Here is a 14,647-nt window from a genome sequence, read left to right on the forward strand (position 1 = left end):
GACCATGATCCAATTCGGCACCAATCCAATTGCATGGGCCAATGACGACGACCGATCGATCGGCGCGGATATCCCGACCGAACGCATCCTGGACGAGGCCGGTCGCCAGATCGGCTTCGACGGGATCGAGAACGGTCACCGCTGGCCCGAAGATCCTGTGGAACTACGCGAGACACTCGAAGAATACGGCCTGAAGTTCATTTCAGGCTGGTATTCGACCGAGTTATTGACCCGTTCGGTCGAGGACGAGATCGCGGCCTTCCAGCCGCATCTCGCCAAGCTGAAAGAGAACGGCTGCAAGTTTTGTGTGACCTGCGAAACCTCGAACGCGATCCACTCGGACGCGGACAAGCCTGTGAACGACAAAGCCTCGCTTACGGCGGCAGAGATGCTGGCCTTCGGCGAAAAGATCGAAGCCTTTGCCGCCTATATGGCGGCACAAGGCATCCATCTGGCCTATCACCACCATATGGGCACGATTGTCGAGACACCGGACGAAATCGATGCCTTCATGGCGGCGACCGGCCCCGCGACCAAGCTACTGTTCGATGCGGGTCACTGCTTCTTTGGCGGTGGCAATCCCGAGGAGGTTCTGGCCAAACACATCGACCGCGTGGTCCATTTTCACGCGAAAGACGTGCGGCTTGACATTGCGCAGCGCGTGCGCGCCGAGCGTCTGTCCTTTATCCAAGGTGTTTTGGCTGGCGTTTTTACCGTTCCTGGCGATCAGGAAGGCGCGGTGAACTTTAAACCCTTGCTCGCACAACTCGCGGCCAAAGGATACGATGGTTGGATTGTGATAGAGGCGGAACAGGATCCGAGGGCCCGTAATCCCCTGCTTTATCAGACTTTGGGGTTGGCGACGCTCAGGCGCTTGTCAAAGGAGGTCGGCCTCGATTTTATGATGTGATGACAAATTGTAGGCATTGATCAAGTCTGTGCGGCTGAGAAGTCTCTTCATTGTCTTTGCGGCTCGGTTTGGAACTTTGGCCTTCCGGAAACTGTGTTTGTCAGGCTGCCGCGGAGGTCCACTTGTAGCGGATTTTGTTTCAGCATTTGCGACAGGCGCCGCTTCAGATAAAGGCAAAATGGGCTTGCTGGGACAAAAACGTCGGCGTAGTCATGCCATGACCCAGCGCATCAAGGTTTGGTTGTTGGTCCGTTCTCTACGGACTGTCGGCATCCGTTTTCAGAGGTCGCTGGCGTGGCGAACGACGGAAAAGTCTGCACTGGCGAAGTTGGGCTGTTCCGGTGTGTCTCGGCCTGCATGAACCACCGCATCAGTGAAGCTACGCTTCGGCGATGGTCTATTGCATCAGGAATCTGAGATCGCTCTACAGGCCAGAGTGTGTCCAGAGCTTTGCTTCCCGCGCGACCTTTGCAAGATGGTCCTCAAGGGTTTTGCCCGTGACGCGCTTACGAGGCTTGAGGTCGTGATCTCCATCTTCGAGCCAGTGCAGTGTGACCGCATCTGACAGTGCGTAGGTCTCGACGACTTCCCGCGTGCCGAAGGGATCTCGGGTCCCTTGGCAGATGAGGGTAGGACAGGTGATGTCCGATAGGTTTTCGCCGCGGCGATTGTCGGGCTTCTTCGGTGGATGGAAAGGAAAGCCGAGGCACAGCAGGCCGTTGATCCGCCCCGCGTCGTAGAGGTCTTCGGCGATCAGGCTTGCTACGCGGCCGCCCATGCTTTTGCCGCCAATGATCAAGGGGCCGTCGCAGGAGAGCGCGTCTATGGCAGACAGGAATTCAGGGGCATAGGTGTCGGCTTTTGCGGGCGGGCGCTTGGAGCCGCCCGTGCGACGAGCCGCCATATAGCTGAACTCAAACCGGGCGACGCGGAAGCCTTGGTCGGCCAGCCCCTCGGCAACCATATTCAACCAAGGGGTGTCCATCGGGGCTCCAGAGCCGTGGGCGAGGAGGATTGTCGTCCTCCCCTTCTCATTGCCGTTCAGCAGGAACTCCATGGCACCCTCCAGGCAGGTTAGGCCGCGCTGGCCTCGCGCTCGGCTTCTTCGACAGCAAGTTCGGCCATTTTCAGCGCCGCCTCTCGACTGCTGGCAACCGCGATAAAGCGGCCGTTGTGGCAGAACTTGGCGCCTTTGACGCCGCTGGCTTCTTCGAGCGCTTCGTCGGTCAGGCCGGCCCACGCCGCAGGTAGATCCGCGCGCTGCTCAAAGCTGTCGCCGCTGATGCGGATGCCGCCGATGGACCAATCGTTATCACGGGGATTGATCACGAACAGCAAGTGGTCGGCGCCCGCTGCGTCGATGGCCGAGCGGAATGGCATGCCCATGGGCAGCTCCAGAATGCGCGAGGCGCCTGCGTCTGCGATCGCTTTGGCAACAATGGCCTCTGCGCGGCGCTTGGCGGCTTTCTTGGCGATCGAGGCTTCGACGAAGGCCCCTGCGATCGGCAGCGCCTTGGCAAAGGCCTGATCGTCCGCATCGGGGCTGCGGTTGTCGAACACCGGCTTCAGGCTTTCGAGCAGAACAGAAATCGTCAGCGAGGTCAGAGGGCCCGCCACCGACGGGTTCATGGCGCCGTTGTCCATAAGGTCGATCGGCAGGACAAAGCTCTTCTCGAAGCTGGCGTGGATGTCTTCCAGATCCGCCTCGGGGATGTCGAGCGCACGGAGATAGTCGAGCCCGTAATGCTTCCAGATCAGGCCGAAGGAACTGTAGGGCTGCTCGTCTTCACGGGTGGGCACCGGGCGCTGATGATGGTCAAAGATGCGCGCTTCGGCATCATAGTCGCGGCCCACATCGTAAATGATCTTGCCCTCGCCGGGGGTGATCCACGCTGTGTCGCGGGTGCGGACCAATTCGGCTTCGGGGAAGAGGCGGGTCAGGATGACCGACGACAGCAGTTCATCCGCGTGAAAGCCGCCACTGTGGGTTACGAGGTGGGTAATGGTCATCTGGGTCACTCTGGCAGGTCTGGAAATGCAAGGGGCGACCGGTGGGGTCGCCCTGAGGAAGTCATGTTCTGGGATGTTTCAGCGTCTGCGCGGCCACAATCAATATGTTGCGCAGGGCGTGGTCCGAAAATTAAATCTAGGGCTTCGCGAGATCTTTGCCCCGATTTCGCGACAACTTTACCCCGATTTACAAAAGTTTGTAAGTCGGCCCAAAGTTATCTCCGTGTCGCCGAAAATCCTCCCTAATTACAATGGCTTATTTCGCATAAAAATTGACCGGGAGCAAGGATGCCGCGAAATTCGGGGTAAGATCCCGCGAAGTCCTGAAATTAAAAAGAAAAAGCTCGCCGAAGCGAGCCTGTTTTCCGAATCTGTGAATGACGTTTAGGCGGCGTTTGCCGTTTCGACCAAGGGCTTCACCTCGACGAGGATTGAGCTGATTCCTTTTTTTGAAGGATCACGAAACGCTGGGATCCGCCGATTGAGAATTTCGGTGAACAGATGTTCGAAGCGCCCTGCCCCACGCTGGCTTGCGTAAGTAAGGGAGTGGAAATCATTTCGATCACGGTGGACGATTTCCACCAGTTCTTCGATCTGCGCCAAAAGAGCATCTAGGTGGTTCCGGGCAAAGACGACGTGCCGAACTGATCCTTGGGAAGTTCGCGGCACCAAGGGTTGAACGGCTCCGGTGCGATAGAGGACCTCGAATTGGAGCTTCGTCGCTCCAATGTAATCCCGCGCATCTCGGAGCGGAATTGCTGTCTGGAAGGCCTCGACCAATGGAACAGTTTGTGCCGCTTCAAAAACCATCTTCCCGGCTTCGATCTCGGTCGCCTGCGAGGGAATTTTGCCAAGCTTTTTGAGGATCCGCGACAGGCGCTTTCGGTCAATTCCGACTGCTAATGAGAGACTGGGAAGAGAATGGTATCGACGCACTGTGATTTCTTCACCAAGGACTGTGGTGCCAGGCTCTACCGCGGAATGTTTGACGATGTGATCGCGAAGCAGGTCGCGGATCGGCCCGGGGTCGATAGCATTGCTTCTGCGGTCCAGCCAATCAAAGAGAACACCATAGTGCGCAAGAGGACCTGCCTGAACTGCGGAGGCTGGTGACATATTGCGGATCGTGTCCAAGGCTTCTTCTACAGCTTCGTGACCCTCTTGGTAGATCGAGAAGCCGATATCGATTGCCTCTTCCGCGGCCTCCTGTGACAGCTTGGTCAGCCTGACTTTATGGCCATGCTGGAGGACTCCGCCGATCATTTCCGACGCGGCTAAAACCTGCTCCATTGACTGGTCGGCCAACCAAGAGGATTCGAGGGGTCCTCCGCCATGCACGCGATGGCGTAGCCAATCTAAGTAAGTCGGGGTTTCTCCGGATGCGTCAGACGGCGCGTTGTAATGCGCGTCGTTCAACGCAACCCGCAGATTGATCGCGCCTGTCTTTCCTGTGGGAGTGAGCCAAAGACCGTGATGCGTGCAACGCTGAACGTGGCGGAAGCCCCAAAGAAGACGAAAGCGCCAATTGGTCGGGCCGCCATCCTCTGCGAGGCAGGCTGGGCAGTAGCGCTTGGCTTGGGGCAGCAAGAATGGCTTAGAAGTGGCCTCTCCTCGGAACTCACCACCGAGCCGAAACACACGGATTGCGTTGCGCTGGAGTTCAAGCAGGTCATGCCCAACGGCATCCGCGAACATCTCTACGGCCTCGGGGCGGCCTGAGGCAAAGTGCTCATGGTTGATGCCACGGTCCCGCAACAGCCGCTCCATACCGCGCCCGGTGTGATACATCGACAGACGATCGGCGTACGAAGTCAGAGTTTCCTGCGTATCAAACGGAAGCATCGGCCACAGCATGGTTACTGCCCCCACCCAATTGCATGAAGTTCGTTCTGCACGCCAGCCCATTGAGAGGCATGAAAAGGCGTCATGCCGATACACTTGCTGCTCTTGCGGTAGACGGTCTCAGCGCGTTCAAGCGATAGCTCCGTGCGTTTGCGGGTGATGGCGTCCGCCAGGATCAGCTTGCCAAGCTCGACGCTGCGTCCGAGTTGGCCATGCTTCGCGAAGAGGATCCGTTCTGCCATCGAACAATCTTCCGGGATCTCGACACCAACAGTCTTCGCCGAATATGCGAAGTTTTTTGCAAACGTGAAGGCGGCTTTGCTGCCGAGCCCAATTTCGCCCATCGTGAACTCTTGGAAACGGCGCGCTGTTTCGCCTGACTCTTCCGAGAGGATGTCGTCGCGAAGGCTTGGGACCCCGGCAATGATCAGGGCAACGCCTCCAGCAGACTGCATAATGTGCTTGAGCGACTGGATTGCACCGGCCACATCCCGGCCCGCCCCTCGACGGAAAATGTGGTGGCATTCATCGATAATGATGGCGCGGATGCCGAATTTGGTCAGCCGGTGCATCACCATTTCCCAAGCATCAGCAGACCGTAGCTTTGCGTCCACGCGCTGGTAGCCTGTCCTTGCAAGGATAAGTTCGGCAAGCTTCTTGATCGTCGCCTCAGGCGGGACAGTAATGTAGAGTGTGTTCCCCTCCTGTCCCTGTGTTGCTTCGGTCAGGACCGAGTTCACCCGGAGCATCCGTTTCAAAAGAGCGCTCTTGCCGTCACCGGAGCGGCCCAACATCATGAGGCCACGGCTTTCGCCAGTCAGCGGATCAACCCGCGGCTCGGCAGTCATCGCGCCATTGTCGTCGATTTTAAAGAGATCGAAGAGTTGGTCCTCAAACTCGTCCTCCATACCGAAGCGCCAATAACGCGCTTCGAGCCAGGCAGTTTTTTCAGTAATTGTGGAAGGGATCGTGTTTGTGGTGTTGATCGTCATTTTGGTCACTCCATAGTGTGGTCTTCGTCGCTGTCATGCGCGCTCTTTGTGGGAGTAGAGGCAACGTCGAACTGATTGGTTTTAGCGGTGATGTCAGGCGACGCCTCGCCGTCGAGGTCCCCCATCAAGGGGCGATGTGGGACTGCTTTGTGGCGTCGTTCAGCGGTATCGGAATGACGCATGAAACGTTGGGTCTCGTATTCAAGCTCATCCCCCGTCTTGGGCAGCGAAATCAGCCCTGTCAGGCGCTTAAGGCGATAGGATTCTCGGTTGGCTGCGTTGATCCAGTCCCGGCGGGCGCGCCGTTCCGCGTCGATGACAGCCAGATCCGAGTCATCAACCTCGGCCTCCTCCGCCAGATCTGCCAACATCTCCAGCTCGCTCTTGCCGATCCAGCGCTTCTCGCAGGCCGGCACTGTCATCCACGAGCCGATACCCGCGCGCACCGAGATGGTGCCGATATCGCCGTCCCACCAGAGCACCTCGAGATCGTCCACCTTATCGTTTAAAAGCATGTGCATAGTCGCATCCGACTGGTAGTCGATGTTGCGTACGCGAACGCCCTTGCGCGTCAGCTTGCGGCGCGTGCGGACGCCGAACACCTCACGCATTTCATCGGTTGTCAGGGATCGCGGTGGGCACTCCTTGCAGCCTTTCTCCCAGGCCCTGCCGGGGGACATGCCAAGCGCGGGGTGCTTCTTGGTGTGGTAAGCGTCAACAACCCAGCGCACGAGCCAGCACAGGAAGGCTTCCAGCGTCAGGGTCGCACGGGCTGCGGCGTCGTTCTCGCCGCGCTCGACTACATTGCTGAAGGCCCTACCAGAGAAGCGGAGTAGTAAATCAGTGTGAACAGTCCGAAATACGCGCTCAATGAAAGGCTTCAACCAGGGCTTGCCTGCAGGGCAGCCAAGGTTAGTGATCCCTAGATCAGAGAGAATGTCGTAGGCATCATCCGTGATATACTTATCGCCGCGGTCAAAAACGATGGCCTCCGGTGCGCCACCCATTGGCCAACCAAACTTGGCACCGGCTGCATCGGCGATCGGGGACTTGTCCATGTAGATCATCTCGAGGGTTCGAGCGAGCGGGCTCTCGGCGCCTTGCGGGACGATCTGCAGACCCACGAAGCAGCGGGTGTGGACATCGACGGCACCTGACAGAGTGACCCTACAGGGTTTCCCATCCAGTCCGATTAGCTGTTTGATGGACACCGGCAAATGATCGAAAAGGCCCGTCTCGCGCATGAGCACAAACAGATCCACGGTGTATTCGTCGACTTCAACCCTCTCCAACACCCGAGATGTCGTGATACCCATGCCAAGCGTGTGCAGGTCTTTGTAGGCGGTATCTCGGCTGCTTCTACGTAGCGCGTGATCGATCGGCGCCAATTCCTTGATCTTGCCTTTGATATAGTCGTATCCAGGTCGCTGCAGCTTTGCGGCTGGCACAGGCAAGCGTTCGCGGCGTTCATTTTCGGCGTCAATAGCAGCCTGAACGCTTTCGACGAAGGACTGGATCGTCGGGCGTTCCTGATCCCACAGCATATCGAGTTGGCGTTCGAGGAAGCTGTCGGTCGCCTCGTTGTACCGCTTGTAGCGACCGCAATTTCGGTATTGATCGAACAGCGCGTCATCCCCATTGGCCTTCCAGGCGCAATACCAATTCCACATCGTGTGCCCGCATTTGAACCCCTGATGAAATTCAGCAGCGCGCTGTTGCGCCTTCTCGGTTCTCTGGACCTTGGTACCCCCGCGCTTTGCTTCCCGCATCGACAACGCTGCTAGGTATTCGCGGTATCGCTGGCCTCCATTCGCGATGATGGTGACGATTTTCTCGCAGAAATCATCTCGGACAGGATCGAGTTCACCTTTGTCTAGCATGTCCTGAATGGCGAGGACGTATTGCTTGCGGAACTTCTGACGCGCGACCTCCGCGCTGACACGTTCGCTGCGCCGGATGCGATCATGCCGCGCAGGCTGGGCCAACGGGCGCTTGAGGATTTTCAACGCGCCATAGTTGTTGTCGGTGATGATGGCTTCATAACCGTAAACACTGGCTACGCTGTCGTGGCACTCACCGCTGGTTGGATCAGTCCAAGCCTCCCAAAAGACCAAATAGCCTTCTGGGCGCAGATCTAGCACGCGGCCCTTGCGAACACCGACCTGGAAGTCACAGTCCTTTTCGAGGAGCCGCTTGACCTTCTGTTTGAAAGAGAAAGCCATTAGAGAGCACACCCACGAGTGATCAAGGCATGTCCTGTGATTTTCTGCGGCGAGAATAGCTTGGCCCGACCAACTTGAATGGCACGCGCAACACTTCGAAACCCGATGCCCTCAAAACCAATGTTCGCGAGAAAGTCACGGATGCGGATCGGCCCTTCGATATCGGCGAGTCCTGCGATGATGGGAGCATCAAGATCTGGCTCTGGTTCGCGCGCGGAATGGAAGAGTTTCGCATTATGCAGCTCGATCGGATGGATGTTACGTTCTGTAACGGTCAGAACGTCATCGCAGATATTTCCAATCGCAGCCTGTTTCACGCAATCGATCTGTGAACGATATTTGAACGTCTGCGCAATACGCTCCGGCTTTACCGAAATGCAAACACGGCGACCGCCTTTGAAGGTGACCCTAAAATCAAAGAAGTGATTTGAGGATTTGCCATTTGGCATGACGAACGGAAGAGCGGGCAATTGCTCTTCAATATCTGAAAAGTCCGGACGAGTGATGAAGCATACTGCCGTATTGTGTTCCAGCATACTCGCGAAGCCCAATCGCTGGCGCTCGTTGCCACGATTGAAGACGAGTTCCCCCACAAAATGCCCTCGCGAGGATTTGGGGATGGTACGCGCTGCTCGAGAAGGCGAGGGTTTACGACGCTTGTGCTTGGGTTCGGCGTTTGTTGTTTCCTGCTTTTTGCGAGGCTCGCTCTTTTCAGGGCAGTCGACGCTCTTATCGCTTGAGGAAGTAGGGTCTTGTGGTCTTTCCATTCGTTCTTACCTTTAAGCACAGATGGTTCTGTCCGATCCGCACTGCGGTCGGGTCCTTTGTGTGCTCTCCTTTGGGAATTTTGGTGGGTTTTCGCGCTGCATTTGAAATGCAGCTTGCGCTTTGTGTTTCGGCTTTTTGGCCAATTCAGTCTTTGCTTTTATCTTCTCAAATTCTCCGTCTTATGTTGCCGTTGCTCGACTACAGATTCACCTATGTGTAAAATTTTGAGTTTTGCAGGAAAAAATATTTCAACCTTCTCGCGTTGATTGTTTTTCAATATAATTCAATATCTTGTGCTGAAATTTTTTTGGGAGGCCAATGTTCTTGGACACTTCTCAAGTGTTTTGCAGCGTCATAAAGACCATTTTTCAGAGCGACCTCGGAGAGTTCGCCAGGCCTGTTCGCCATTACCTTCCGCGCTATGCGCAGAGGGATGCCAAGCCCATGTACTCCGACCGTGGGGCAAAAGCCTTCCAGATCAATGTCAGGAAACGTCCGAGAGATGTCGATTTTCAGTGGGCTGCCGAGACGATACCAGCGAGACAGCGTCCGTGCCCATTGGGAGTCGTCCGAGATGTAGATCAGCATCGATGTTCTGATAAGCCTTTCACCGAGTAGAGGATGGCCGGTCACCTTGCCGGTTAGGTAAAGTTTGGAACCTTGCAATACGCATAGGTACTCGTCGAGATTTGGGGCATGTAGGTCAGCGCCATTTATTTCGGGCCCCTTTTGAGACGCTCGAAAAGCGTGGATACAGCGTTGGATGAGTTCTTGGAATTTGGGTGTACGTATTTTTGTCATTTCGCCATGAGGTCGCCACTCGGACCGGAAACAGAACTCCGCCAAGGGGTAAATTGTGATTGCGAGATGAGCGCTCAAACAGAGCCCGTAATCCCTTGTTTTAAAGGCTGCAACAGGATGATTTTGCGAAAAAGGATGCCGGCAAATTTGTCGGACCTACGCTCCGCCAAGTGAGCAAGGAGTGCGTGGGATTCTCAAGGAGGTTTTCGCAAACGCTTGTAGTGCACATTTGTCTCTATGACGTAACGTCACTTTTCGATGAAATGCGACCTTCTTCCATTCACGTTGATCGGCGCAGTTACTTGTTTGCAAAAAAGCGTTTGCGGAAACGGGTGAAAACGGGGTGGAATACTATCCTTGTGAGCGAGCGACACAATCAATAATGTAAGCGAAAATTTGCTACGCAAAGAAAGCTTTTGAGGAATATGTGTTGAATGATGTAATTTTCGCGTTCGGCGTTGAGACCAAGAAGCGCATCATCGAGCTTGCTGAGTTGCTGACCAAGTCGGACAGCAGCCCGGGTCTGATTGCTGCAGGTTTGTTTCTGACGACCTTCGCTCTAGGGATTTGGTATTTCATCAGAACTTACCATCAGTTGGAAGCTATCAAAACCTTTGACGGGATAGTGCGCAAGCATGATGGGATTGAGGCCTTTGCCGATGGTTATGCTGACTTCAAGCATCGCATCAAGTCCGACTACAGAAAGCGGGGTCCGAGGGAAGCCATTTGGGAGGCTTGGGACGAATTCAGCGAAACAATCGTACCTGATGACATTGACGGTCCTCTTAGGATGCGAAATTCCATTCGCCCCGCGTCATTTATGAATATCGAAGATTTGGGTTTCGGACCCGCTGTCTTTCGTATCGTGCCAAACACACTGGTTTCCGCTGGCTTGTTTCTCACGTTCCTTGGACTAGTGGCTGCACTTCACCAGTTTTCTCAGTCGATGAACGAGACAGCTGGGGGTGACATGAACAGCGCGATGCAAGACTTCATGCAAATCGCTTCAGCAAAATTCATCATGTCGCTGGTCGGCCTCTTTTGCTCGATCATCTTCACCTACTTATTGCGGGTGCGCCAAAACAATTTAGAGCATCATCTGCATCGGCTCTGTACGGGTATCGAACGCAGGCTGGTCTTCGTGAGCCTCGAGGATATCGGGTTCCGCCAGTTGCGGGCTGCAGAGGAACAAAAGGCAAATCTACAAGAGATCGGCACCAGCCTTGTGGCACAGTTGAGAGAGCCTCTCGATGCACTGCCAGGGGCCATTACCTCTGCTATCTCAACCGAGATGAAGCCAATCTTCGAGAAGGTCGGCACGCTCGGTTCCTCCAACATGGAGGGTCTAGTTGGAGATCTCTCCCAGCAATTGTCGCATTCGGTGGGCAATGCTCTCACTCGAGCCAGCGAGTCGCTTGGCGAGGCAACGGATCGTATCGGCACAATGGTGGATCGAATGAGCGCCACCAACAACCAAGCGGGCGACGGGCTTCGTGACGCGATTGACCAGATGGCTCGCGCCATGTCCGAGATGCGCTCGGAAGTCGCGGCGAGCGGTCGGACAGCGTCAGAAGCAATGAACGAAGGCGCGGACAGGCTCCTATCGGTGATGAACGACACGCTCTCGGGCATCAGGGACAATACCGGGCAAGGTGCCGAAGCGATGCGAAGCGCGGCCGAGGAAATGCGCCGCGCGGCCGAGGGCTTCCGCGATACGCTGGAAAGCGCCAGCCAAGATAGCGCAAATGCCGCGAAGCAACGCATGACGGAAAGCACGGAGCAAGCAGGACAAGCGATTGAAGGTGCGGGTAAATCGTTGCTTGAGAGCTTTAATCAGACAAGCGCCGATATTTCGCGTCTTGGAACTGAAATGGGCGGTGTTATCGGCGGTGAACTACTCTCGCGGATGGAAGAGATCAGCGGGCGTCTGGCAGAGATGGCTGATGCAGTTCAACGCGGCGCATCAGGTGCTCAAAGCGCTGCGCAAGGCATGAACTCCGGGGCGGACGCTATCCACGGAGCGTCTGAAGGCTTTAGGATCGCCAGCCAGAGTCTATCCTCAGCTGCCGAACCCATACGCGCTTCCCATGAACGTATCGAGACGACGATGCGGCGTGTAGGCGATCTTGTCGAAACGGTTTCCGAAACACTTATGCAAAACTCCGCCTCGGTTGCCGAGAACGCCAGCCACGTTCTGGAGACCGCACAAACTGCGCTTGGCAATGAACGCGAAGGTATTCGCCGAAGCCTCGAAGCGACACGCGCTGCTATGGCCCAACTTTCGGACGAGGCCGAAAAGCTCGATCAGATCGATGAAATGCTCGGTCGCGCCCTTACACAATATAATGCGCAGTTGGAAGCTGCACTTGGGACGGCGCAGGACCATGTCGGCCAGATGCGTGATGCCCTTGCGCCAGGGCTCGATACGCTTAAGAGCGTAGTGGAACAGGCCGAAGCATTCTTACCTAGCCAGTCGCGGGGGCGCACATGAGGGCGCAAGGAAAGCAGGTTCGCCATGAGGAAGAGGAAGAGAGCGCTTTTGTTTCGATGACCGATATGACGGTCGGCTTCCTATTCATTATGATGATACTTCTCGCGTTTTTCGCTAGCCAAGCCCGTGAGACAGACACTATCCCACGCAGCGATTACATCGCCGTAGTGGATCAGCGGGATAGAGCGCTCGAAACGCTGCTTGAGCGAGAGGCGACCATCACTCTTCTGGAGCAAAAGATTGAAGACCTCGAGGCCCAACTCGCCGATTTGCGTGACAAACTTAAGGTGGTCAAAGAGGAGCGCGATCGGCTTGCCGAGCAGGTTGAAAACCTGACAGCGGAAAATGCTGAGCTTTTGGATCGCTTGCAAAAATCTCAAAAAACAGTCGCCAAGTTGGAACAAGAAATTCTTGAAAAGGATCAAGAAATCAAGCGCCTGAAAGAACGCCTTGCCCGTCTGGAAAGGCGCGACCCGCTGGAGGCTTATCTTTCAAATGTCGCGCATGAACGGGAAAGAATTATCAAGGATCTCCGGGATCGGCTCCTCGTCGACTTCCCCGACCTAAAAGTAGAACTCAGCGAGGAAAGCGACGCGCTGCGTTTTCAGGGGGAAGGATTGTTCCGGACGGGCAGTGACAAGATTGTAGAAAGTAAACGTGCGATCATATCGCGCCTCGCGGAGCTCCTGAACGAAATGCTGCCCTGCTACACGATCAGCAAAACACCGATGGAGCGCTCGAACTGCAGAGCAGGATTTATCATGATCGAAACCGTCCAGATCGAGGGGCACACGGATAATGTCGGCAGAGATCAGACGAACCGTCCGCTTTCTGCAAATCGCGCGAATAGTACGTTTTTTGCCATGACTGACGCCGCAAACGACATAATGCAGCACCTCAATCTCAAGCGACAGCCGGTGCTCTCCGTCGCGGCCTACGGTTCGGACAGGCCTGTGTCTACGAACGACACAGCAGAGGGGCGCGCAACCAACCGGCGGATCGACTTGCGTTTTATCATGGTCACCCCCCAAGACACCGACGGTATCGAGGTTATTCGTCAAGCACTGGAGACGGTCGGAGGTCAGGAGTGAACGAAGCGCGTTCCAAACATCCGTCAGCCCGAGACCTGCTGAACCGGCTGGAACCACTGCGGACGCGTGCACTGGCACCGCTGGACGGTATTGGCAGATCAGTAGCCTCTATCTTGTCGAGATGGCCAGATGCTGTGCGTACGCCCGAGGATCGGGATCGCGAAAAGCTGGCGCTGAACATGCTTTTCCGAGTTCAAAACTGGAAGTGGGACGACATCACCACCCAGCGCGTGATCTCTGCAGCAGTTGCTGTTTTCGACGAAGAACGTCGATGTCGTCCGGATCTCGCGCCGGTTCGGAGCTTTTACCTGTCCGAGATCGCGATCCGCGATCCTGGTGCTTTTCTCGATGGCATGGTCGGGATCTATATCGACAGTTTCACGCCAGGCTCAGATCACACGCGCAATCTGGCAAAGGCGCTTGCGCAGCGTGCTAGGGATCTCGGTGGGAGGTGCCGAAAACTTACCGAGGCTCTTCCCAGTCTCTTCCGGCCCGATACTGCGCAGCTTGAACTTGGGCGGCTTATGCTGGAGTCTGACGATCCTTATACCCGCCTTAAACAAATTGGCCTGAACAGTCCGCACACTTCAGGTCTAGCTAAGGCTGCGCAACAGGTTTTCATTGAACGACTGAAACCTGATTTAGCAGGAGCCAAAGCGCGTCAACAGCTCTTCAACTGGCTGACGCCTGAAAAAGGCCCAGTTCTGCAAACCGGCGCCGGTTCTGCTGTCGAAGCCCTGCTTTCCGTGTGGCGAGACAAGGCACCCTCGGACGCGCTGCGGAACGAACTGTCAGAACAGATCATCGCCGCTTGGAATGATCCACGACTGCACACGGGCGGGATATGGTCAGGGTTCGATCCCTCCCTTCGCGCGATCCTTCTGCGTTGGCTGACTCACCAAGACATGAAGTTCTTCTGCAACATGGTCACGGCCACGCAGGACAGCCACATGTGGCCTCCGAGACGGGACTTTTGGCTGAAGCTTTACGATGACAAGATGATCGATGAGGCTTGGGTGGCCTTCGGATCAGAAGCGCGCCGTTATGCGCAACAAAACCTCGTTCGGAGCGGAAAGACCGACATGAACCGGCGCTTCGGGCGTCAATTGGATCGCGGTGGTTCCACATCTCTCCTAATCATGCGGATCGGCAACAAGATTGTCGTTGACGGGTGTCACAGTTACAAAACGCACATCTTCCGAATGGATGACAAACAAGCACCAAAACTCTACCAAAGAGAGTACTATTGCGACAAAATCATGCGTTCTTCGCGCAACTCTAAGCCCCACAATTCTATAAACAATTGGTCCCAATGGGTGCTCCAGAATGTCTAGTATTTCGCCCATTATCACGACCTCAGATCGCTCCATTCAGGTTCGGTTCCCAGAAGCCAAACAAGGGCTTTTTTCGCGCCTTATTTCAAAGCCGAAAGAACGCAGCTTCACTGCGCTCAATCCTGAAGACCGGGACCTGCTTTTTGCTATAGGCGATCTTCGAAACTGGGAGGACGCTCATCCCGG

The 14,647-nt window shown here is 55.7% G+C and carries 12 protein-coding genes; 5 read left to right on the forward strand and 7 right to left on the reverse strand.

What is annotated here, in order from left to right:
• Window positions 1-4 precede the first annotated feature (4 nt).
• On the forward strand, window positions 5-910 hold the full coding sequence (iolE, locus tag N4A58_RS17575) for a myo-inosose-2 dehydratase (protein ID WP_293711991.1): 906 nt from the start codon (window positions 5-7) through the stop codon (window positions 908-910).
• A gap of 424 nt (window positions 911-1,334) precedes the next feature.
• Here the strand turns inward: iolE and N4A58_RS17580 are convergent, their stop codons facing one another.
• On the reverse strand, window positions 1,335-1,967 hold the full coding sequence (locus N4A58_RS17580; protein ID WP_293711994.1) for an alpha/beta family hydrolase: 633 nt from the start codon (window positions 1,965-1,967) through the stop codon (window positions 1,335-1,337).
• 17 nt (window positions 1,968-1,984) lie between these two features.
• The gene (locus tag N4A58_RS17585) at window positions 1,985-2,920 is read right to left on the reverse strand and encodes an MYG1 family protein (RefSeq protein ID WP_293711997.1); all 936 of its coding nucleotides are present in this window, start codon (window positions 2,918-2,920) and stop codon (window positions 1,985-1,987) included.
• Here N4A58_RS17585 and N4A58_RS17590 point away from each other — a divergent pair.
• The gene (locus N4A58_RS17590; RefSeq protein ID WP_293712000.1) at window positions 2,913-3,308 is read left to right on the forward strand and encodes a hypothetical protein; all 396 of its coding nucleotides are present in this window, start codon (window positions 2,913-2,915) and stop codon (window positions 3,306-3,308) included. The two genes, N4A58_RS17585 and N4A58_RS17590, sit on opposite strands and share 8 nt — an antisense overlap.
• On the opposite strand, the gene N4A58_RS17595 is transcribed toward N4A58_RS17590, so the two are convergent.
• The 5 genes from N4A58_RS17595 to N4A58_RS20955 form a co-directional block, all read right to left on the reverse strand.
• Window positions 3,305-4,774, reverse strand: a complete 1,470-nt coding sequence (locus N4A58_RS17595) for a TniQ family protein (RefSeq protein WP_293712002.1) — start codon at window positions 4,772-4,774, stop codon at window positions 3,305-3,307. The genes N4A58_RS17590 and N4A58_RS17595 overlap by 4 nt on opposite strands.
• 2 nt (window positions 4,775-4,776) lie before the next feature.
• Window positions 4,777-5,754 carry a TniB family NTP-binding protein gene (locus N4A58_RS17600; protein ID WP_293712005.1) on the reverse strand — a complete coding sequence of 326 codons (978 nt, stop codon included), beginning with the start codon at window positions 5,752-5,754 and terminating at the stop codon, window positions 4,777-4,779.
• Between the two features lie 5 nt (window positions 5,755-5,759).
• Entirely contained in the window at window positions 5,760-7,976 is a 2,217-nt protein-coding gene (locus N4A58_RS17605) for a hypothetical protein (RefSeq protein WP_293712008.1), read from the reverse strand.
• Window positions 7,976-8,743, reverse strand: coding sequence for a hypothetical protein (locus N4A58_RS17610; protein ID WP_293712010.1), 768 nt, complete (start codon window positions 8,741-8,743; stop codon window positions 7,976-7,978). Before N4A58_RS17610 ends, N4A58_RS17605 begins: the two co-directional genes overlap by 1 nt.
• A 274-nt stretch (window positions 8,744-9,017) precedes the next feature.
• Window positions 9,018-9,545, reverse strand: coding sequence for a DUF6634 family protein (locus N4A58_RS20955; RefSeq protein ID WP_367177048.1), 528 nt, complete (start codon window positions 9,543-9,545; stop codon window positions 9,018-9,020).
• 430 nt (window positions 9,546-9,975) lie between these two features.
• On the opposite strand from N4A58_RS20955, the gene N4A58_RS17620 reads away from it, so the two are divergent.
• The 3 genes from N4A58_RS17620 to N4A58_RS17630 are packed head-to-tail and all read left to right on the forward strand — an operon-like array spanning window position 9,976 to window position 14,461.
• Window positions 9,976-12,036: a hypothetical protein gene (locus tag N4A58_RS17620; protein WP_293712016.1), complete on the forward strand. Its 2,061-nt coding sequence runs from the start codon at window positions 9,976-9,978 to the stop codon at window positions 12,034-12,036.
• Complete coding sequence (locus N4A58_RS17625; protein WP_293712019.1) at window positions 12,033-13,127, forward strand: OmpA family protein; 1,095 nt, start codon at window positions 12,033-12,035, stop codon at window positions 13,125-13,127. The genes N4A58_RS17620 and N4A58_RS17625 overlap by 4 nt, the downstream gene beginning before the upstream one ends.
• Window positions 13,124-14,461 (forward strand): EH signature domain-containing protein, encoded by a 1,338-nt coding sequence (locus tag N4A58_RS17630; RefSeq protein ID WP_293712022.1) that lies wholly within the window; start codon window positions 13,124-13,126, stop codon window positions 14,459-14,461. Before N4A58_RS17625 ends, N4A58_RS17630 begins: the two co-directional genes overlap by 4 nt.
• Window positions 14,462-14,647 lie beyond the last annotated feature (186 nt).

The sequence above is a fragment of the Donghicola sp. genome (assembly GCF_025210255.1).
GTDB lineage: Bacteria > Pseudomonadota > Alphaproteobacteria > Rhodobacterales > Rhodobacteraceae > Donghicola > Donghicola eburneus.

Excerpts from the sequence above, each read along its gene's own strand:
- N4A58_RS17595 (WP_293712002.1), bottom strand. The coding sequence starts at position 4,774 with ATGCTGTGGCCGATGCTTCCGTTTGATACGCAGGAAACTCTGACTTCG.
- N4A58_RS17610 (WP_293712010.1), bottom strand. The coding sequence starts at position 8,743 with ATGGAAAGACCACAAGACCCTACTTCCTCAAGCGATAAGAGCGTCGAC.
- N4A58_RS17605 (WP_293712008.1), bottom strand. The coding sequence starts at position 7,976 with ATGGCTTTCTCTTTCAAACAGAAGGTCAAGCGGCTCCTCGAAAAGGAC.
- N4A58_RS17625 (WP_293712019.1), top strand. The coding sequence starts at position 12,033 with ATGAGGGCGCAAGGAAAGCAGGTTCGCCATGAGGAAGAGGAAGAGAGC.
- N4A58_RS17600 (WP_293712005.1), bottom strand. The coding sequence starts at position 5,754 with ATGACGATCAACACCACAAACACGATCCCTTCCACAATTACTGAAAAA.
- N4A58_RS17585 (WP_293711997.1), bottom strand. The coding sequence starts at position 2,920 with ATGACCATTACCCACCTCGTAACCCACAGTGGCGGCTTTCACGCGGAT.
- iolE (WP_293711991.1), top strand. The coding sequence starts at position 5 with ATGATCCAATTCGGCACCAATCCAATTGCATGGGCCAATGACGACGAC.
- N4A58_RS20955 (WP_367177048.1), bottom strand. The coding sequence starts at position 9,545 with ATGACAAAAATACGTACACCCAAATTCCAAGAACTCATCCAACGCTGT.
- N4A58_RS17590 (WP_293712000.1), top strand. The coding sequence starts at position 2,913 with ATGGTCATCTGGGTCACTCTGGCAGGTCTGGAAATGCAAGGGGCGACC.
- N4A58_RS17580 (WP_293711994.1), bottom strand. The coding sequence starts at position 1,967 with ATGGAGTTCCTGCTGAACGGCAATGAGAAGGGGAGGACGACAATCCTC.